This is a genomic window from Pseudomonas sp. GZD-222, from assembly GCF_049310525.1.
GTDB lineage: Bacteria > Pseudomonadota > Gammaproteobacteria > Pseudomonadales > Pseudomonadaceae > Aquipseudomonas.
Genome location: NZ_JBMOWO010000108.1, coordinates 18,247 through 37,133 on the forward strand (window position 1 = coordinate 18,247; position 18,887 = coordinate 37,133).

Sequence of the window (18,887 nt, forward strand, 5' to 3'; positions counted from 1 at the left end):
CGTGACACAGGGAAGGATAGCCATGCCCTACAGAATAGGGAGGGATCGTCAGGTTTTTTTTAAACAGCCCAGCGGGAGCGGCGGTGCGCCGCTCCCGCTGGGGGCCAGGAGGCTAGAACTTGACCTTGACGCCGAGAATCCCTTCGTAGCCGTGGCTGTCGTTATCCAGGCCTTTCTCATACCCGGCAGATACATGGATCGTGGTTTTCTCGCTGACCTGATAGTCCACGCCCAGGTTTACTTCAGTCCAGGTGCCGCCCATGTCAGTAGTGAAGGGGATGTAGCCGTCGCTGGAGGAGAACTCGGTTTTCGGTTGGCTCTTGAACTCATGCCAGATGCTTGGGCGAATCCACAGGTTAGTGCGGTGCAGCTTGCCCTTGTCGTCCTCGCGGAACATGTCTTTGTCGATGCGTACCCCCAGGCGGCCGGTCAGCGAGTCGACATCCTCGAAGCGCACGTCGGCGGCAGCGTCGTGGCTGTCATTGATCTTGATCTTGGTGACAATCACCTGGGCTTGCGGCTCGATCTTGAACGATTCGTCCTTGTTCAGCTTGAACGGGTAACCGGCTTCCAGCGACGCGGTGATGCCTTTGCCCTTGGTCTTGAACCGCGGCAGATCTTCAGGGTGCGCCTGGATATCGAAGTGGTTGAATTGCAGTACACCATCCAGGTACCAGCCTTCTGGGCCGAAGTGAGTCCAGTAGCCGCCCAGGCCAACGGCACGCACCTTGGCGTCGCCGGCGGCGCTGCCATCGGTGTGTTCAACGTCGCCGGCAATTTTACCGGCAGACAGCGAGATCCCGGCCTGATCGGTACTGCCGTCGGTATCTTCGCCGTGGTACAGGTCGATACCAACCTGAAACGCTTGCTGGCTGTAGTCGTAGCTGCTGCCGTTACCCAGGTCCTGATCGCCCTGGCCATAGATCAAGCGGCCCCAACCCAGGGACGGACCATAGTCGCTTTGCGCTTCACCAGGGAGCGGATCGACCGCGCTACGGACTTCTTCGCCCATCCGCTCATGCAGGGTATCGACCAGCATGCGGCTGTAGCGCAGGGTCATGTCGGGAATGGCGCTGTACAACGAAGTTTCCGGACGGTAGTTGGGCACCTGAGGTGAAGGTTGAGGGGTGTTGTCAACGGGGCTCGGCGCTGGGTCGACAGGGATTGGATCAACGGGAGCCGGGTCGACCGGGGCAGGGTCAACAGGCGTTGGGTCGACGGGAGTCGGATCGACTGGGGTTGGGTCAACCGGAGTCGGGTCAACTGGGGTTGGATCAACTGGGGTTGGATCAACCGGAGTGGCATCCTTGGTCGAGCGCAGGTACCAGGCCTGGGCGTTGCTGTTGTCCAGGCTGGCGCGGTGCAAGGTGTACTCGTAAGGGCCGGCCTTGACCTGGCTGAGCAAGCGGAAGGCCTGCGCCTCTGTGGTGCCGCCGTTGATCGCATCGACCACCTGGATGCCGTTGCCTTTGGTCAAGGCGCCGGGGCCGCCGGCATTCTTGATCTGCAGGTTGCTGCTGCCGCTGGCCTGGCCACCATCGATTACCAGTTTGTCGGAGGGCGACTGATCGTCGTACAGGTAAGTGTTCAGCGCGATGGTGCCGTTGTTGCCCTGATACTGGTTGACCGTAAGCGTCTTGAAACTACCGCCGGAAGGCGCGCTGAAGTCGATCAGGCTGCTGTCGTTGCTCAGGCTGCTGAGGTTCGAGTTGCCGGTGAGTTTCCACAAACTGGTGTCATTCATGCTCAGGTTCGAGGTGCTGCCCGATGCAGTGGTGGCAGCGCCATTGACCTGCGAGCTCGCCAGGTTGATGGTCGCCAGGCCTGCCACGCTGGCGTTGGCATCGACATGCAGCCATTGACCGCTGCCGCCAGCGATTACATCGTCGAAATCAACGTTGCCAACGCCGTCTACTGCAACGGTCGCGCCGTGCAGGTTGTGCAGCACGGTGCTGCTCAGGTCGGCCTGGCTTACGCCAAGGCTGGTGCCTTACACGTACAGGGCTGCGGCATTGTCGCCAGCGGCACTGACAGTCGACTGTGCGGCGCTGAGCTGGCCGCCGTCCTTGACCAGCATGCCATGGGCATCGGCGCCCTGGGTGATGACGCTGGCCTGTTTGAGGGTCGCCGAGCTTGGGATGCTGCTGACCAGCACGCCATGGGCGCCAATGCCGCTGGTGCTGGCAACACTGTTGTCGGCCTGCAACTGGCCGCCGCGTTCAGCCTGCAGGGCGGCGGAGTTATCGCCGTGGGTGCGGATGCTGGAATCCTTGAGGATAAGCGTGGCGGTCTGGGCGTCTTTGAAGTTGCGGCTGACCCGTGCACCGGCGGCGTTGGCACCGAGTGTTTCGACAGTCACGCTGTTGGCCTCAAGCACGACACTACCGGGTTTGGGGCCGCCGATGCCGGCGTACAGGCCAATCGAGCGGTCTCCTTCGGTTTTTACCGACACACCATTGAGCTGCATGCTGCCGCCGTCATCCACGGCGGCACCGTAAGCCTGCTGGCCTGTGGTCAGAAGATGCGTGCCGTTGGCGATCAGCAGGGCGCCTTCGTTGCGCGAGGCCAGGGCATGCGGGAAGGTCAGGTTGGATTGCACAGGAGAGCCGTCGCCGCTGGTGGTCACGGTGCCGCCATTAAGGATCACAGTGGCGTTCAGGTTGGCGACCACGCCCATGGCATTGTCGTTGCCGGAGGTATAGACGTTGACATTATCGGCGGTGATCGTGGCGTTACCGGCACTGATCCCGGCCGAGTAGTTGCCTGCAGTGCTGACACTGCCGTTGCTGATCTTGATGTCGGCGCCGTCGCCAGCGCTGATGCCGTAACTGGTTTTCTGCGAGGTGCGAACCTGGCTGTCGCTAAGCACCAGACTCGAGCCCGCGCCGTCGACCAGCACACCAGGGGACCATGGGCCGGTGCCGTTGAGAGCGTCGACGGCGATCTGGCTTTTGCTCACCTGGGCCTGGGCGCCGCCGGTAATATTGAGGCCGATCGAGCGGGCACCGAGCACCGAGATTTCGCTGTTGGAGACCTGGGCCTGGCTGCCTGCGCCTTCCACCGAGATGCCGTGGCCGTAGGTGCCCTGGGCCGCCAGAATGCTCTTGTCGATGACCAGGCTGCCGCCGGCCATGGCCCGGGCGGCTGCGGCAGGGTTGCTGACAACACCGCTGCCAGTGACATTGATGTGACTGTCTTTGAGTGAAATGCTGCTCGCTTCGGCACGGGCACCGCCGACATAGTTGCCGCTGGCATTCACACTCAGGCCGCTACCGCTGATCTGTGAACCACCCAGGGCGTGCAGCACGGCGGTGGTTGTGGTGGTGGTTGCGGCATTGGTGGAGTTGAAGGTGCTATCGGTCAGGGTGATTTCACTAGCGCCTTCGGCACGGGCACCGCTGGCCGCCGCGCCGCTGGTGTTGACGGTGATGTCGCTGGCGCTGATGCGGCTGGCGCCTTCGGCTTTCAAACCATGGCTGATGGTGCTGCCACTGACCGTGCCGCTGGTGGAGACCGTGGTGCCTTTGCTCAGGGCGATGCTGCCGCCGTCTTTGGCGAGGACGCCAACGGAGCCTTTGGCCAGGGTGCTGACGGCACCACCGCTGAAGTTGATGAGGCTGTCTGCGCCGCTTGCCAGCAGCCCGACGTTGTTGCTGCCGGCGGGGCTACCCATGCTGACCTGGCTGTTGTCGAGGTTGACCACAGCACCGTTCTGGGCGGTGACACCGGTCATGTTGTTGGCGGTGATGTTCACCCCGGCGGCGGTTTGCGGGAGCATCTCGACGCGCACGCCACTGCCGCTGATCTTGCCGCCGTCCTCGGCCAGCAGGGCTTTCTGGCCATTGGCGGTGGCGGGGGTCACGGCGCCGTTGACCACCGAGCCTTGTTCAAAGCTGATCTGAGCTGCAGTACCGCTCGCCTTGACCCCGGTTGCATTGGCCGCACGCAGGATGACGCTGGAGCTGTCCAGCGCGCCGCTGGTGATGCCCACACCATTGGTCACGGTGACGTAGATGGGGGCAGGGGCGCCGAGCATGCTCATCAGCGAGAAAGCGCCGATGTTGAAGCTGGCGGCCGAAGGGCGTGGCTCTTCCTGGCGTTCGGCGACTACCACCGAGTCTTCTGCTTCGACGTCCTTGATGGTCAGGTAGCAGACGCTGCCCAGTATCAGGCTGATCGCCAGGGCGAGACGGTTATGCGCCAAGTGGTCCAGAGGCAGTGCGCTTTCGCTGAAGTGTTTCATGGCAACCTCCAAAAATGTATGCCTGGAGTGTCTGCTTAGGCAGCGAAGTGTTCTGTAGGAGTCGCCTTAGCCGCGTGTAGGAGCTTCACTGAAGGCCACGCTGGTCTAGGCTTGTCTTTCCGGGCCATGAAGGCCTTGAGGGAGTTGTCTGATGAGTCGCGTAATGATCGTCGAGCCGCTACCGCTGCTGCGTCTGGCCATGGCGCAGGTGATCGAGCGCCTGGGGCACCAGGTGGTGGCGCAGGTGGACAATGGCCAGGACGCGCTGGTGCATGCCCGCAGTGACTCGCCGCAGTTGGTCGTGCTTGAACTGGCGATTGCCAGATTCGGCGGCCTCGACCTGATTCGGCGCCTGAAACTGCGCGACCCGGCGCTGCAGCTATTGGTGTACACCGGGCAAGGCAGCAGTCACTTCGCGCGCCTGTGTGTACAAGCCGGGGCCGATGGGTTTGTCAGCAAGCAGGATGAGTTGGGCGAGTTTGAACGGGCACTGAGTGCTGTGGCGCACGGACGGCGCTACTTTCCCCGGGAAGCGGCCAAAGCGCCGGTCCCGGTGGGGGGCAAAGAGCTGGATGCGCTATCGGCACGGGAGCTGACGGTGCTGGAGCTGATCAGCGAAGGACGTTCCAATCAGGCCATCGCCGAGCAGCTGTCGATCAGTTACAAAACCGTCAGTACCTACAAAACCCGGTTACAGGAAAAGCTCCAGGTCGATTCCCGCCTGGCGCTGGCGGCCATCGCTCAACGCAATGGCATCGGCCTGCGGGGCATGACGACAATGCCCGAGCCCGCGCAAGAGGCCGAAACGGTCATTGAACCGGAGCAGCAGGCCTTGTTGCGGGCCATGCTTGATGCTTCTGCAAACCCGATGTTCGTACGTGATCGAGAGGGCCGCTTGCTACTGTGCAACCAGCCCTTTCTGGCACTGCACCATACCTCGCTGGATCGGGTACTGGGTGACCGGCTGGTGGATGCGTTCTGGTTTACCCCCGAGCAAGGGCGCAGGGTTCAGGCCCTTCACGACGACTGTATCGAAAAAGGTGAAGCGTTCAACGCCCAGGGCAATATCGAATTCCTTGGTGAGTCGCACTACCTGCGGTACTGGGCCGAACCCTGGCGGGATGCGAGTGGCAGTGTCCAGGGCCTGGTCGGTAGCTTCGAAGACCTTACCGATCGGCACATTCTGCTTGGCCAGTTGCGCGATGCTCACGAACAAGCCGAGGCCAGGTACCGTGAAGTCACTCGCTTTGCCCGGGTGGTCCACAACGATCTGTTCGAACCACTGCAACGTCTCCAATCCAGCCTCGGCAAACTGAGCTTACCGGTCAGCGGCCAGATCGCCGTGCACAGGTTGGCCCAGCGTTTGGAACAGCTGGAGCGCCTGCTCAACCTGGATCAGTTGCGCCCGCCGCTGGTTGCGCAGCAACTGGGCATCGTGCAATGGGTAGGGGAGCGCGTTGCCGCGTTCACGGCGCAATTAGCTAAAGGCGTCGCCGTACCAACGCTGGACACGCACGAAGTGGCTGCCCCGCAGTTGTGGATCGACGGCGAGCGCCTGGGCGCATTGTTCGACACCCTGTTGCAGTACCTGAGTGAGGAGGCGCCCAAGGCCCCCTTGAACATCAAGCTTGCCACGTGCATGCAACTGAACGGCGTAGCCACCCTGAACCTGGCCATTACCCTCTGCCAGCCCTTTGCCCACCGCCAAGGCATTGCTTTGCAGCTGTGCCGGAACCTGGCCCGGTCGATGGATGGCAGCTTTCGCCAGGTGCATGAGAACGGTGAGACGGCGTTTCTGATCGAGCTTGAGTGCCCTGCAGCGGTTCCCGGCTGAGTCGGACGGGCTTTATCACTGCAGGGCTCAGGCTGGAGACCTCAAGCGTCAAGCGTCAAGCGCGCAACCGTGCCAGGGTCATCGCCGTATCCTCAATCATGTCTTCCTGGCCGCCGACCATCCCACGGCGGCCCATCTCCACCAGGATCTCCCGCGCCGGTACGCCGTATTTCTGCTCGGCACGCTTGGCGAACAGCAGGAAAGAGCCGTAGACCCCGGCGTAGCCCATGGTCAAGGCATCGCGATCGCTGCGAATCGGGAAGTCCATAATCGGCACCACCAGATCTTCTGCCACATCCTGAATGCCGAACACGCTGACACCGGTTTCGATGCCCATGCGCTCACACACCGCCACCAGCACTTCCATCGGCGTGTTGCCAGCACCGGCACCCAGCCCGGCGCAGGCGGCGTCAATGCGCTGGGCACCGGCGGCAATGGCGGCGATGGAGTTGGCCACGCCCATGGACAGGTTATGGTGGCCATGAAAACCGATTTCGGTCTCCGGCTTGAGCGCCGCGCGCATGGCCGCCACTCGTGCGCTGACGTCGTGGGGCAGCAGGTAACCGGCCGAATCAGTCAGGTAGATGCAGTTGGCGCCGTAGCTCTCCATCAAAAGGCCCTGCTTGACCAGGCCTTGCGGGCTGTTCATGTGCGCCATCATCAGAAAACCGACGGTGTCCATACCCAGGCTGCGGGCATGGGCGATGTGCTGTTCGCTGACATCGGCCTCGGTGCAGTGGGTGGCCACACGAATGGTGTTGACCCCAAGCTCATAGGCCATTTTCAGGTGATCGACGGTGCCGATCCCCGGCAACAGCAGGGCCGAGACCTTGGCGTTTTTCATCAGCGGAATCACCGCCGACAGGTATTCCTCATCGCTGTGCGCCGGAAACCCGTAGTTCACCGAACTGCCACCCAGGCCATCGCCATGGGTGACTTCGATCAAGGGTACGCCGGCCTGGTCGAGGCCGCAGGCGATGTCCTTCATCTGCTGCAGGCTGATGCGGTGACGCTTGGGGTGCATGCCGTCGCGCAGGCACATGTCGTGAACGGTGATTTGCTTGCCGCTAAGTTCCATGGGCATTTCCTCAGGCAATGGCAGGTTCGGAGGTGGCGCGCAGCAGCAGTTCGCCCTTGAGGATTTCCTCGGCGAACATCTCTGCGGTGCGTGCGGCGGCGGCGGTCATGATGTCGAGGTTGCCGGCGTACTTGGGCAGGTAGTCACCGAGACCTTCGACTTCCATGAAGATCGACACCCGATTGCCGTCGAACACCGGACCATTGACCAACTTGTAGCCGGGCACGTAGCGCTGCACCTGAAGGATCATGGCGTCGATGGCGGCGCGGATGGCGGTCTCGTCCGGGGTGTCGGCGGTCAGGCAGTGCACGGTGTCACGCATGATCAGCGGCGGCTCGGCGGGATTGACGATGATGATCGCTTTGCCCTGTTTCGCCCCGCCTACCTGTTCGACGGCGCGCGCGGTGGTGCGGGTGAATTCGTCGATGTTCTTGCGGGTGCCCGGACCCACCGATTTCGACGCGGCCGTAGCGATGATTTCGGCGTAGTCCACCGCCTGCACGCTGGACACTGCCGCCACCAGCGGAATGGTCGCCTGGCCACCGCAGGTGACCATGTTGACGTTCATCACGCCGGCGGCGAGGTTGGCCTTGAGATTGACCGGGGGCACGCAATACGGGCCGATGGCGCAGGGGGTGAGGTCGATCATCAGCACGCCCAGGGCATTGAGTTTGCGTGAGTTCTCGGCATGGACGTAGGCGGAGGTGGCATCGAAGACGATTTGCACCTGATCCTCCAGCACATGCGGCAACAGCCCGTCCACGCCCTCGGCGGAGGTTTTCAGGCCCAGCTCGCGGGCACGCTGCAAACCTTCGGAGCCGGCTTCGATGCCGACCATCCACACCGGCTCCAGCACTTCACTGCGCATCAGTTTGTAGAGCAGATCGGTGCCGATGTTGCCCGGCCCGATCAGCGCACATTTGATCTTCTTGCTCATGGTTCTTCGCTCCAGGAGAGGAAAAGAGGGACCGCACTCAGGCGACAAAGCGCAGGCTGGCGTTGCCCAGGCCGCTCATCGACAGGTTGATGCGGTCACCCGGCACCAGCGGTACCAGGGGCGCGAGGGCGCCGGAGAGGATGATTTCGCCCTGGCGAAAGGGAATGCCCAGCTCGCCCAGGGTGTTGGCCAGCCAGGCCACCGCCGCGCACGGGTGGCCCTGGACCGCCGAGCCCAGACCGCTGCCGGCCGGCTGGCCGTTCTTGAGCATGTGCATCTCGACCCAGGCCAGGTCCAGGTCACGTGGGTCGATGCGCTGCTCGCCGAGGGCGAACACTCCGCACGAGGCGTTATCGGCCACGGTGTCCTGAATGCGGATCTGCCAATTGTCGATACGCGAATCAACGATCTCGAAACAAGGTGCCACCGCCTGACTGGCAGCCAGCACGTCTTCGGCGCGGATGCCGGGGCCTTTGAGGTCTTCACCGAGGATAAAGGCGATTTCGCCTTCGGCCCGCGGCTGAATCAGTTGGTAGCGGGCAAAGCTGACTTCACTGCCGTCTTCCACCTGCATGGCATCGGTCAGGAAGCCGAAGTCCGGCTGATGCACATCCAGCATCTGTTGCACGGCGCGGCTGGTCACGCCGATTTTCTTGCCGATGACCCGTTCGCCCAAGGCTTCGCGGCGCTGCAGAAAACGCAGGGAAATCCGGTACGCCTGGTCGAGGCTGATGGCCGGGTGACGCTGAGTCAGCGGGGCGAGGGTAGTGCGCCCACGCAAGGCATTGAACAGTTCATCGCCCAAGGCGGTGATCAGGGTGGCATCCATGGCGGTTCGCTCTGTGGAAGGGATAAAAAAGCCGGTCCCAAGGGTCCAGGGCACCGGCGAAAAGAGTGGCTTCAGGCCGGCCAGACGCTGCTGTCGGCACCGCCATCGACGTCGATGATCTTGCCGGTGACCCAGCCTGACGCCGGGCTGGCCAGGTACAGGGCGGCGGCGGCGATGTCCTCGGGGCTGCCCAGGCATTTGAGCGGGGTGTTGGCTTCCATGGCCTGGCGCATGGCGGTGGGCATCACCTTGTTCAAGGCCTCGGTCAGGGTCGGGCCCGGGGCCACGGCGTTGACCCGTACCAGCGGGGCAAAGTCCTGGGCCAGCAGGCGAGTCAGGTGGCTGAGCGCCGCTTTGGCAGTGCCATAGGCACTGAAATGGCGCTGGGCATAGCGCGCCGCAACCGAGCTGACGTTGATGATGTTGCCGCCACCGGCTTCGCACATCAGCGGCACGCACAGCTGGCACAGGGCGTAGGCGCTGGAGACGTTGAAGCGCAGGATCTCTTCGAACTGCTCGGGGAGCATGCTCAAGGCATCGTTGGGGCCGCCACCGCCGGCGTTATTGACCAGATGGGTGAGGCGCCCGAACTGCTCCTGGCTGCGGCGCACCAGGGCCTGGCGTTGCTCGCTGTCGTTGACGTCGCAGGCAATGGCCAGGGCGCGGCGGCCGAGACGGCGGACCTCCTCGGCCACAGCCTCGATATCCTCCGCGCTGCGGGCGCTGCAGATCACATCGGCGCCGGCTTCGGCATAGGCCAGGGCGATGGCACGGCCGATGCCGCGACCGCTGCCGGTGACAATGGCGACAGTGCCGGGGAGCTGGAAACGTTGCAGGATACTCATTGACTGTCCCTCCTTTAGTCGATGAGGCGAGTATTTCCCGCGCCCTGTGAGGCGGCATCGTCTTAATGGACTAAAGCCTGTAGGAGCGGATTCATCCGCGATGGGCCGCATCGCGGCCCCAAAAGATGGGCCTGCTACGCAGTCCATCGCGGCGGTCCGGCGTCCCGGTGAATCCGCTCCTACAGGCCCTAGTCCGCTTTGACGATGAACTCACCGCTGGGCAATCCGATGATCAATCACGGCTCGCGCATTGGCGCAACGAGATTGGGAGAACAAGAAGGATGCACAGCATGCGAGAAAAGACCGAGGAAGAAATCGAACTGCTGGAGCGCGCACGGCGTTTGCTGCCGGCACTGCGCGAGCGCTCGGCGCAAGGTGACCGCGAGCTCAAGGTCGCGGATGAATCGATTGCCGAGCTGAAGTCGGCGGGGCTGTTGCGCGCCCTGCAGCCACGGGCGTTCGGTGGCTACGAAGTAGACCCGCGGACCTTTTTCGAGATTCAGATGATCCTCGCCGAAGGCTGCATGTCCACGGCCTGGGTCTACGGCGTGATGGGCGTGCACCCGTGGCAGCTGGCACGCTATCCGGTCGAGGCGCAGCGCGAGGTGTGGGGCGAGGATCACGATACCCTGGTGTCGTCGACCTATATGCCCACGGCCAAGGTCACCGTGGTCGAAGGCGGTTACCGCATCAGCGGCCGCTGGGGCTTTTCCAGTGGCAGCGAACACTGCCAGTGGGTGCTGCTGGGCGGCATCCTGCCGGCCGAGGGTGACGTGGCCGCCGAGCATGGCACCTTTCTGTTGCCGCGCGCCGACTACCAGATCCAGCGCAACTGGGAAGTGCTCGGCCTGCGCGGCACCGGCAGTCACGACATTGTCGTCGAAGACGCCTTCGTGCCAGCGCACCGGGTCCAGCGCACCAACAACTGCACCCTGGAGGCTACGCCTGGCCGCCTGGCTAACACCAACCCGATCTATGCCATTCCCTTTGCCCAGGTGTTCTCACGGGCGGTGTCGACCTCTGCCATCGGCGCGCTGCAAGGCGCCATCGACCTGTTTCGGGCCAATGCCGCGCAACACATCGGCAAGCACGGCGCCCGCACCGCAGATGACCCGGCGGCACAAACCGCGGTGGCGGAGGCCACGCTCACCGTCGACAGCCTCAAGCTGGTGCTGGAGCGCAACTACGAGCACCTGATGCAACTGGCCCGCGCCGGCGAATACCCCGATGTGGAAACCCGTCTGCTGTACCGCTACCAGTCGGCCTACGTCACCAACCTGTGCGCCGAGAAGGTCAACGAGTTGTTGCGCTGCATGGCGGCCTCGGGGCTGTACACCAGCAACCCGGTAGCGCGCCTGTTCCGCGACCTGCACCAGGCTCGCGGGCACATCGCCAACAACTACCAGGCCTATGGCCGCACCCTCGGCGCGGTGCAGCTGGGCCTGCCCAACCCGGACCCGTACGTCTGACGCCATCGCCTGTCGACCTGCCCGCCAGCCGGGCAGGGGACTTTGAGAATTGAGCCATGAATGACTTTCTTACCTTGCGCGTGGCGCGGGTGGTCGAGGAAACGGCCGATGCCCGTTCACTGATCTTCGATGTGCCCGAGCACCTCGCCGAACGCTTTTGCTACCAGCCGGGGCAGTTTTTGACCCTGCGTATTCCCTATGGTGATGACTGGCTACCGCGCTGCTATTCGCTGTCGAGCACGCCCTTGCTCGACGAGCCGCTGCGGGTGACGGTCAAGCGCGTGCGCGACGGGCGTGCCTCGAACTGGCTGTGCAGCGAGTTGCAGGAAGGCCAGACCCTGCAAGTGCTGGCACCAGCCGGCGTGTTTGTGCCGCGCAGCCTGGACGGCGATCTGCTGTTGTTCGGCGGCGGCAGCGGGGTGACCCCGGTGTTGTCGATCCTGCGTTCGGCGTTGCTGGCCGGGCAGGGGCGGATTCTGCTGATCTACGCCAACCGTGACGAAAGTTCGGTGATCTTTCGCGATGAATTGCGCTTTCTGGCCAATGCCCACCCCGAGCGTTTGCAAGTCGTGCACTGGCTGGATTCGGTCCAGGGCATACCCGCTGCAGCGCAATTGGCGGCCCTGGCACAACCCTTTATCGATGCCCATGCGTTCATCTGCGGCCCCGGGCCGTTCATGAACACCGCCGTCAGCGCCCTAAAAAGCCTTGGGGTACCGAATGACCGCGTTCACGTCGAACGTTTTGTCTCCCTGCCCGGTGAACGCGAAGTGGCGCAGGTAGTCGCCAGCGACGCAGCGGTCGCCGCGCAACTGGCGGTACGCCTGGATGGCGAGGAACACCAGGTCGCCTGCGACAGCGGCGAAACCCTACTGGCCGCCATGGAGCGTGCCGGCCTCAAACCACCCAGCGCCTGCCGGGTAGGGGGCTGTGCCTCGTGCATGTGCACCCTGGAAAGTGGCGACATCGAACTGCTGCTCAACGATGCCCTGGATGCCGACGAACTGGCCGAAGGCTGGATTCTCGCCTGTCAGGCTGTCCCCACCAGTGCGCAGCTGCGCATCCGTTTTCCCGAGTGATGGCCATGAACGAACCTGTAACGACGATTCCCCGCCTGCTGTTCGACAGCGCCGAACGCTTTGCCGGGCGTACGGCGATAGAGGATGCAGGCCAGTGTACCGATTACGCCGAGCTGCCCGAGCTGGCCCTGACCGTCACCCGTGGCCTGATGGCGCTGGGCATCCAGCCCGGCGAGCGGGTGGCAGTGTGGGCGCCGAATGGCCGCGCGTGGATTGTCGCCGCCCTGGGCATTCAGTGCGCCGGTGCCGTGCTGGTGCCGATCAACACGCGCATGAAGGGTGCCGAGGCGGCCGATATCCTGGCGCGCAGCGGTTGCCGGGTGTTGTTCGTGCAGCAACGTTTTCTCGAGGTCGACTACCCGTTGATGCTCCAGGACCATCGACCTGCAAGCCTTGAGCACCTGGTGGTGTTTGACAGTGATTCAGCGCGCCAGCTCTGTGATCTGAGCTTTGAGCAGTTCGTGGCCGGGGCGGCGACGGTCGAAACCCTCAAGGCCCGGCGCCGGGCCCTGGCGGTGCAGCCGGAAGCGGTGTGCGATCTGTTGTTCACCTCCGGCACCACCGGCAAGCCCAAGGGCGTGATGAGTGGCCACGGCCAGTGCCTGCGGGCCTTCGGTGAATACGTGCGGGTAATCGGCCTGGTGCCGGAGGATCGCTACCTGATCGTTAACCCGTTCTTCCATGCCTTCGGCTACAAGGCCGGCTGGCTGACGTGCCTGATTGCCGGGGCGACCATCCTGCCGCATGCGGTGTTCGATGCCGAAGCGGTGTTCCAGCGTATTGCCCGCGAGCGCATCAGCGTACTGCCCGGAGCGCCAACCCTGTACCTGTCGCTACTGGCTCATCCGCGCCTGGGTGAAACCGACCTGTCGAGCCTGCGCATTGCCGTCACCGGTTCGGCGAGCATTCCCCCAAGCCTGATCGAACGCATGCGCAACGAACTGGGTTTCAGCTGTGTCACCACCGCCTATGGCCTGACCGAGTGTGGGGGACTGGCCACCCTGTGCGACCCGCAGGACTCGGCCGAAGTCATCGCCGGCACCAGTGGCCGACCGTTGGCCGGCACCGAAGTGAGCATCCGCGACCCGAACAACCGGGCCGTCGCCAGCGGCGAAACAGGAGAGATCTGTTTGCGCGGCTTCCACGTGATGCAGGGGTACTTTCAGAACCCCGAAGCCACGGCCGAAGCCATCGACCCGGACGGCTGGCTGCACACCGGTGATGTCGGCCGCCTGGATGCGGCGGGCAACCTGATCATCACCGATCGGCTCAAGGACCTGTTCATTGTCGGTGGTTTCAACTGCTACCCGGCGGAAATCGAAGCAACGCTTATCGCCCACCCGGCCATCGCCCAGGTGGCGGTGGTCGGTGTGGCCGACGAGCGCATGGGTGAGGTGGGTTGTGCCTGTGTGGTGCTGCGGGAGGGACAGCAGCTGCAGGCGCAGGAGTTGATCGCCTGGAGCCGTGAGCGCATGGCCAATTACAAGGTGCCGCGTTGGGTGCGGTTCATGCCGTCGCTGCCATTGAACCCCTCGGCGAAGGTGGCCAAGAACGAGTTACGGGCGTTGGTGAGCAGCGGCGTTTGATGGGCGAGCGCTATGCGCTCGATCGCCGGCTTCGCCAGCTCCCCCCCAAAATACCCTCCCCTCCCCCCATGGGGGCTGGGGAAGCCGGCGATAAGGGCCAATTGGCCTAGGCCAAATGGATGATGCTCGCGTTACCACAGCGTTTCACTCTGCGCAGGTCACCCACAACAACAAGAAAAAGGATCGCTGCATGTCTAGGTTCAACACCACTCACGGCGGGCTGCTGCTGACATTGACCGTAGCCTGTGCCCAGGCCAGTGCCGGCCCACGCCTGGAACTGGGCGAAAACACTACCCTGGATACCTCGCTGACGGTCAACTACACCGCCTCGATGCGTACCGCCAAGCCCGCGCACGAGTACCTCAACGACCTCAACAACGACGACGGCACGCGCAACTTCAAGCGCGGCGCCTTGATCAACAACCGCGTCAGCCTGTTCGGCGAGATGCTGCTCAAACACGACAACCTCGGCGCGGTGCTGCGCGGCAGCCATTTCTACGACGATGTTTACCACGAGCGTAACGACAACAACTCGCCAGAGACGGTGAACAAGATTGGCCGCGCCAACGGTTTCAGCGAAGACACCCGCCGCCTCAGTGGCAGCAAGGCACGCCTGCTCGATGCCTATGTCTACGGCAACTTTGATGTCGCTGAAAGCCAGTACCTGTCGATCAAGGCCGGCCGCCACCTGGTGGCCTGGGGCGAAAGCCTGTTCTGGGCCAACATCAGCCAGGGCCAGGCGCCGGTGGATGCGACCAAGTTCAACGTCCCCGGCACCGAAGCCAAGGACGCCTACTTGCCGGTCGGGCAGGTGTCGGCGTCCTGGTCGCTGAACGAAGACCTGGCGCTGGTGGGCTTTTACCAGTACGAGTGGGAGAAGACCCAGCTCAACCCGGTGGGCGACTATTTCGGTAGTGATACCTTCGGACCGGGGGCCGAGTTCTACCGGCTCGGCGCCGGGGTGCTCAACAGTCTGCCGGACACCAGCTTCACCGCCGTCACCTATGCGGGCGATGTCGAACCGCGCGACAGCGGCCAATGGGGGCTGGGCGTGCGCTACCGGCTGACCGAAAACACCGAAGTCGGCCTGTTCCATTACCGTTACCACGAGCGGGTCGGCGCGCTGTTCTTCGACTTCAGCGGCCAGACCCAGTACTCCTCGCTCAGTGGCGTCGGCCGCTATGCCAGCGCTGGCAGCGGTCCGGTGTATCGCTTGGGTTACTTCGACGATGTCGAGCTGACGGGCGTGAGTTTCAGCTCCAAGGTTGGTGACTCGGTGCAGTTTGCCGGTGACCTCAGCTATCGCGACGGCGCTGCCGTATACCTGGACAACGGCGCCCCGGCCCGTGGCCAGCTATGGCAGGGTAACCTGAACGGTAGCTACATCCTTGGCCCGAGCTTCCTCGCCCAGCAAACCACGGTGATGGCCGAGGTGGTGCATCAGCACATCGAGGGTGTCGACACCCTGCACATTACCGGCGGCGGGCCGGGCGTCGACGGCAGCTTCAACAATTTCGAGTCCGAGACCCAGACCCGCGGCCAGACCCTGCTCGGCATCGGCACCTACATGGATTACCTGGGCATCGCCGACGGCCTCGACCTGACCACCCGCCTGGTGTGGACCCAGAACGTCGACGGCAGCGCCTACCAGGGCCTGGGCCGGGACGAAAAGCGCCTGACCGTCGGTGGCGACTTCAAGTACCTGGGCAACTTCCAGGTCGGCCTGACCTACGTTGCCTACCTCAGCTCACCGGACATCGCCCAGGGCCGTTTGCTGGCTGACCGCGATTACCTGTCGTTCAACGCTAAATACACCTTCTGACAAAAAGGGCCTGCCATGCATACGTCTCCCTTCAGCCCGATCGACATCGGCCCGCTGACCCTGAAGAACCGCTTTATCAAGGCGGCCACCAACGAAGGCATGAGCACCCAGGGCCTGCCTTCAAAACAATTGGTCAAGCTCCACGCCGGGCTTGCCCGCGGCGCCGTGGCCTTGACCACCGTGGCTTACTGCGCGGTCAGCAAGGATGGCCGCACCTTGCCCAACCAGTTGATCCTGAGCCGCGAGAGCCTGCCGCACTTCAAGGCGCTGACCACTGCCGTGCATCAGGAGGGCGGGCTGGTCAGTGCGCAGATCACCCATGGCGGCTGCTTCACCTTCATTCGTGAGCGCGCTACGCGCTATCCGCTGTCGGCCAGCGGCGGCTTCAACAAGATCGGCATGATGAGCGGCATGTTCTTCAAACAGGCCATGAGCGAAAGCGACATGCGCCAGGTGGTCGAGGATTTCGCCCAGGGCGCGCGGCTGGCCCGTGAGGCCGGTTTTGATGCGGTGGAAATCCACATGGGCCATGGCTACCTGCTCAGCCAGTTCATCTCGCCGATGTACAACAAGCGCCGGGATCATTACGGCGGCAGCCTGGAAAATCGCCTGCGCTTCCCCCGACGGGTGCTGCGCGCCGTGCTAGAGGCGGTAGGTCGCGATCTGGCGGTAATCTGCAAGTACAGCGTCACCGAGGGCGCGCGTGCCGGCAACAGTGCTGAAGACGGGGCAAAGATTGCGCGCATGCTGGAGCAGGAGGGTGCGCACCTGTTGGTGCTCAGCGCGGGGATGAACGTCGAGTCGATCACCACCATGTTCGGTTCTTCCTTTCCCAAGGAAAACCGCGTGCAGCAGAAGAACCCGCTGATTGCCCTGGCGATGAAAATCCAGCGCCTGCGTGATCCGGTGGTGGAGTTTCGCGAGCTGTACCTGCTCGAACATGCGCGCAAGGTCCGCGCTGCGGTGAAGATGCCGCTGGCCTACCTGGGTGGCGCCAAGAGTCTTGAGAGTATCGAGCAGGTCATGGCCGAAGGATTTGATCTGGTGGCGATGGGGCGCGTGCTGCTGGCCGAATCGGATTACGTCGAGAAACTTGCCACCGGTGCCAGCAAGGACTCGATCTGCACCGCCTGCAACCGTTGCGTGGCAATGATGTACACCCCGGGCGGTACCTCCTGCGTGCTCGGCCGGCCTGGCGATGCCGAGCTGAACCGGCAACCGGCGGCCGCGTCTTAAGCACTATCGCCGGCAAGGCCGGCTCCTACCTTCGTGGGAGCTGACATTGCCGGCGATGAGGCCCTCCAGGTCAACCTCAACCGTGCTGCAGGAACTCCAGGCAGCTACGGTTGAACAGATCCCGATGCTCAACCTGCACCCAGTGCCCGCAACGGTTGAGCACGATAAAGCGCGCATTGCCTGCACCGTCGATGATGCGCTGGGCACCACTGACCGGGTTGAAGTTGTCGTTGCTGCCCCAGAACCCGAGGACCGGGCATTGCAGCTCTCCCAGACGTGATTCCATGTTTGGCACCTGCATGGTGCTGAACAGGTTCTTCGGTTGCGTGACTGCCACGGCGACCCGTTCCAGCAGCAGGCTCTCGGGCAGGATCGAGTCATCGAACAGTTGCAGGCGCATCATGCTGCGCATTTCCTCAAGGCCAATGGGGCCGGCATTGAACAGGGTGACCATGCGCACGATGCCTTCCATTCGGAAGTAGGCCTCGCGCTCTTCGACACCGCCGGGGGCCAGCAGAATCAGGCGCTCCACCCGTGACGGCAGGCGCAGCGCCAGGCCCAGGGCAATGGCGCCGCCCAAGGAGTTGCCGAGCAGGGTGCAGCGGTCGATGTCCAGGGCGTCGAGCACGGCAGCGACGTTATCGATGAAAAAATCCAGGTGGTACTGCACGTCTTCCGGCTTGTCCGAGCGGCCGAAGCCGGGGAGATCGAGGACGATGTTGCGGTAGCCGGCTTCGACGAACTGCGGGTAGTTGCCCTTGAAGTTGCTGAAACCGCTGGCACCCGGCCCGCTGCCATGCAGCCAGACCACCACCGGGCCGCTGCCTTCATCCAGGTAATGCAGGCGCAGGCCGGCGGGGGTGGTCAGGTAGTGGCCGTTGGGTAACGGCAGGTCGGTGGATGAGGTCATGACGAATCTCCAGAGTCGGCGATGGGGTGAGGCGCGAGCAGCCAGACTGCGGCCAGCCTGAAGGGGCAAAGGGGCCGGGCCGGGTTCGCGCAGGGTCGATCCTCCATCGCCGAGGCCGGCCGGTCATCGTCCATTCAGACCACGTGCAGACCGCGGCCGGTAGTCCTATCGGACGATGCCTGTAGCGGTGGCACAGCCTAATCATGCAGGTAACCGGCCTGCTGTTCTGTCAGTGGGCTTCGATGCACTGCACTGCAGGAGAACGCTATGAAGTTGCTGAACAAAGTCGCCTTTGTCACAGGCGCGGGACAAGGAATGGGCCAGGCCATGGTGCGCCGTTTTGTTGCCGAAGGCGCCAAGGTGGTGGCGGTAGACCTGAACCAGGCGGCGTTGGCCGAGAGTCTGGCGGATCTGGGCGATCTCGAAGACCGCGTCCTGGCCCTGGCCTGCAACGTTGCCGATGCGGCCTCGGTGGCCGATGCCATGGGCCAGGTCGAAGCGCATTTTGGCGGCCTCGATATCCTCGTCAACAACGCCGGCGTCGGCGCCTTCGACAGCTTCCTCGACACCCCGGACGAGAGCTGGGCGCGGGTGATTGGCGTCAACCTCGGCGGTACCTTTCTGTGCTGTCGCGAAGGCGCTCGCTTGATGGTCAAAGGCGCGCGTAAAGGCGTGATCATCAACCTCTCCAGCACCGCGGCACTGACCGGTGAAGGCCCAAGCCATTACTGCGCCTCCAAGGCCGGGGTCATGGGCTTGACCCGCTCCATCGCCCGCGAGCTGGCGCCCAGTGGCATTCGCGTCAACAGCCTGGTTCCGGGCCCGACCAACACCCCGATGATGGCCGGCGTTGCCGAGGAACACATGCAGGCAATGCTCAAGAATGTGCCCCTGGGACGTTTGTGCGAGACCGATGAAATCGCCGGGGTAGCGGTATTCCTGGCCGGTGACGACGCCAGTTTCATTACCGGCCAGAACATTGCGGTCAACGGCGGCATGGCCTTTATCTGAGGGGATAG

At 63.5% G+C, this 18,887-nt stretch carries 14 protein-coding genes; 7 read left to right on the forward strand and 7 right to left on the reverse strand.

Going from position 1 to position 18,887, the window contains the following annotated elements; genetic code table 11:
• Positions 1 to 112: 112 nt before the first annotated feature.
• Positions 113 to 1,948: an autotransporter outer membrane beta-barrel domain-containing protein gene (locus ACO6VD_RS20225; protein ID WP_422421593.1), complete on the reverse strand. Its 1,836-nt coding sequence runs from the start codon at positions 1,946 to 1,948 to the stop codon at positions 113 to 115.
• A gap of 42 nt (positions 1,949 to 1,990) precedes the next feature.
• Positions 1,991 to 4,243: a beta strand repeat-containing protein gene (locus ACO6VD_RS20230; RefSeq protein ID WP_422421595.1), complete on the reverse strand. Its 2,253-nt coding sequence runs from the start codon at positions 4,241 to 4,243 to the stop codon at positions 1,991 to 1,993.
• A gap of 151 nt (positions 4,244 to 4,394) precedes the next feature.
• Between ACO6VD_RS20230 and ACO6VD_RS20235 the strand changes: the two genes are divergently transcribed.
• Positions 4,395 to 6,077, forward strand: coding sequence for a LuxR C-terminal-related transcriptional regulator (locus tag ACO6VD_RS20235; RefSeq protein WP_422421597.1), 1,683 nt, complete (start codon positions 4,395 to 4,397; stop codon positions 6,075 to 6,077).
• Positions 6,078 to 6,132: 55 nt separating this feature from the next.
• Here ACO6VD_RS20235 and dmpG read toward each other — a convergent pair whose 3' ends face one another.
• The 4 genes from dmpG to ACO6VD_RS20255 form a co-directional block, all read right to left on the reverse strand.
• The gene (gene dmpG / locus ACO6VD_RS20240) at positions 6,133 to 7,155 is read right to left on the reverse strand and encodes a 4-hydroxy-2-oxovalerate aldolase (protein ID WP_422421598.1); all 1,023 of its coding nucleotides are present in this window, start codon (positions 7,153 to 7,155) and stop codon (positions 6,133 to 6,135) included.
• Between the two features lie 10 nt (positions 7,156 to 7,165).
• A complete protein-coding gene (locus ACO6VD_RS20245; protein WP_422421600.1) occupies positions 7,166 to 8,092 on the reverse strand; it encodes an acetaldehyde dehydrogenase (acetylating) in 927 nt (308 codons plus the stop codon).
• A gap of 37 nt (positions 8,093 to 8,129) precedes the next feature.
• The gene (locus ACO6VD_RS20250; RefSeq protein ID WP_422421602.1) at positions 8,130 to 8,921 is read right to left on the reverse strand and encodes a fumarylacetoacetate hydrolase family protein; all 792 of its coding nucleotides are present in this window, start codon (positions 8,919 to 8,921) and stop codon (positions 8,130 to 8,132) included.
• Positions 8,922 to 8,992: 71 nt separating this feature from the next.
• Positions 8,993 to 9,766 (reverse strand): glucose 1-dehydrogenase, encoded by a 774-nt coding sequence (locus tag ACO6VD_RS20255; RefSeq protein ID WP_422421603.1) that lies wholly within the window; start codon positions 9,764 to 9,766, stop codon positions 8,993 to 8,995.
• A 281-nt stretch (positions 9,767 to 10,047) separates the two neighbouring features.
• On the opposite strand from ACO6VD_RS20255, the gene ACO6VD_RS20260 reads away from it, so the two are divergent.
• The 5 genes from ACO6VD_RS20260 to ACO6VD_RS20280 all read left to right on the forward strand — a co-directional run bounded on the left by ACO6VD_RS20260 (position 10,048) and on the right by ACO6VD_RS20280 (position 16,958).
• Positions 10,048 to 11,235 (forward strand): acyl-CoA dehydrogenase family protein, encoded by a 1,188-nt coding sequence (locus ACO6VD_RS20260; protein ID WP_422421605.1) that lies wholly within the window; start codon positions 10,048 to 10,050, stop codon positions 11,233 to 11,235.
• A 56-nt stretch (positions 11,236 to 11,291) separates the two neighbouring features.
• Positions 11,292 to 12,314: a 2Fe-2S iron-sulfur cluster-binding protein gene (locus tag ACO6VD_RS20265; protein ID WP_422421606.1), complete on the forward strand. Its 1,023-nt coding sequence runs from the start codon at positions 11,292 to 11,294 to the stop codon at positions 12,312 to 12,314.
• 5 nt (positions 12,315 to 12,319) lie between these two features.
• Positions 12,320 to 13,900, forward strand: a complete 1,581-nt coding sequence (locus ACO6VD_RS20270; protein WP_422421607.1) for a FadD3 family acyl-CoA ligase — start codon at positions 12,320 to 12,322, stop codon at positions 13,898 to 13,900.
• Between the two features lie 190 nt (positions 13,901 to 14,090).
• Entirely contained in the window at positions 14,091 to 15,722 is a 1,632-nt protein-coding gene (locus tag ACO6VD_RS20275; protein ID WP_422421609.1) for a DUF1302 domain-containing protein, read from the forward strand.
• A gap of 15 nt (positions 15,723 to 15,737) precedes the next feature.
• Complete coding sequence (locus tag ACO6VD_RS20280) at positions 15,738 to 16,958, forward strand: NADH:flavin oxidoreductase (RefSeq protein WP_422421611.1); 1,221 nt, start codon at positions 15,738 to 15,740, stop codon at positions 16,956 to 16,958.
• A 76-nt stretch (positions 16,959 to 17,034) separates the two neighbouring features.
• Here the strand turns inward: ACO6VD_RS20280 and ACO6VD_RS20285 are convergent, their stop codons facing one another.
• The gene (locus ACO6VD_RS20285; RefSeq protein ID WP_422421613.1) at positions 17,035 to 17,868 is read right to left on the reverse strand and encodes an alpha/beta fold hydrolase; all 834 of its coding nucleotides are present in this window, start codon (positions 17,866 to 17,868) and stop codon (positions 17,035 to 17,037) included.
• 267 nt (positions 17,869 to 18,135) lie between these two features.
• Here ACO6VD_RS20285 and ACO6VD_RS20290 point away from each other — a divergent pair, with 267 nt between their 5' ends.
• Positions 18,136 to 18,879: an SDR family NAD(P)-dependent oxidoreductase gene (locus ACO6VD_RS20290; protein ID WP_422421615.1), complete on the forward strand. Its 744-nt coding sequence runs from the start codon at positions 18,136 to 18,138 to the stop codon at positions 18,877 to 18,879.
• Positions 18,880 to 18,887 lie beyond the last annotated feature (8 nt).

Coding starts and splice junctions, on each gene's coding strand:
- ACO6VD_RS20230 (WP_422421595.1), bottom strand. CDS start 4,243: ATGAAACACTTCAGCGAAAGCGCACTGCCTCTGGACCACTTGGCGCAT.
- ACO6VD_RS20235 (WP_422421597.1), top strand. CDS start 4,395: ATGAGTCGCGTAATGATCGTCGAGCCGCTACCGCTGCTGCGTCTGGCC.
- dmpG (WP_422421598.1), bottom strand. CDS start 7,155: ATGGAACTTAGCGGCAAGCAAATCACCGTTCACGACATGTGCCTGCGC.
- ACO6VD_RS20245 (WP_422421600.1), bottom strand. CDS start 8,092: ATGAGCAAGAAGATCAAATGTGCGCTGATCGGGCCGGGCAACATCGGC.
- ACO6VD_RS20250 (WP_422421602.1), bottom strand. CDS start 8,921: ATGGATGCCACCCTGATCACCGCCTTGGGCGATGAACTGTTCAATGCC.
- ACO6VD_RS20255 (WP_422421603.1), bottom strand. CDS start 9,766: ATGAGTATCCTGCAACGTTTCCAGCTCCCCGGCACTGTCGCCATTGTC.
- ACO6VD_RS20260 (WP_422421605.1), top strand. CDS start 10,048: ATGCACAGCATGCGAGAAAAGACCGAGGAAGAAATCGAACTGCTGGAG.
- ACO6VD_RS20265 (WP_422421606.1), top strand. CDS start 11,292: ATGAATGACTTTCTTACCTTGCGCGTGGCGCGGGTGGTCGAGGAAACG.
- ACO6VD_RS20270 (WP_422421607.1), top strand. CDS start 12,320: ATGAACGAACCTGTAACGACGATTCCCCGCCTGCTGTTCGACAGCGCC.
- ACO6VD_RS20275 (WP_422421609.1), top strand. CDS start 14,091: ATGTCTAGGTTCAACACCACTCACGGCGGGCTGCTGCTGACATTGACC.
- ACO6VD_RS20280 (WP_422421611.1), top strand. CDS start 15,738: ATGCATACGTCTCCCTTCAGCCCGATCGACATCGGCCCGCTGACCCTG.
- ACO6VD_RS20285 (WP_422421613.1), bottom strand. CDS start 17,868: ATGACCTCATCCACCGACCTGCCGTTACCCAACGGCCACTACCTGACC.
- ACO6VD_RS20290 (WP_422421615.1), top strand. CDS start 18,136: ATGAAGTTGCTGAACAAAGTCGCCTTTGTCACAGGCGCGGGACAAGGA.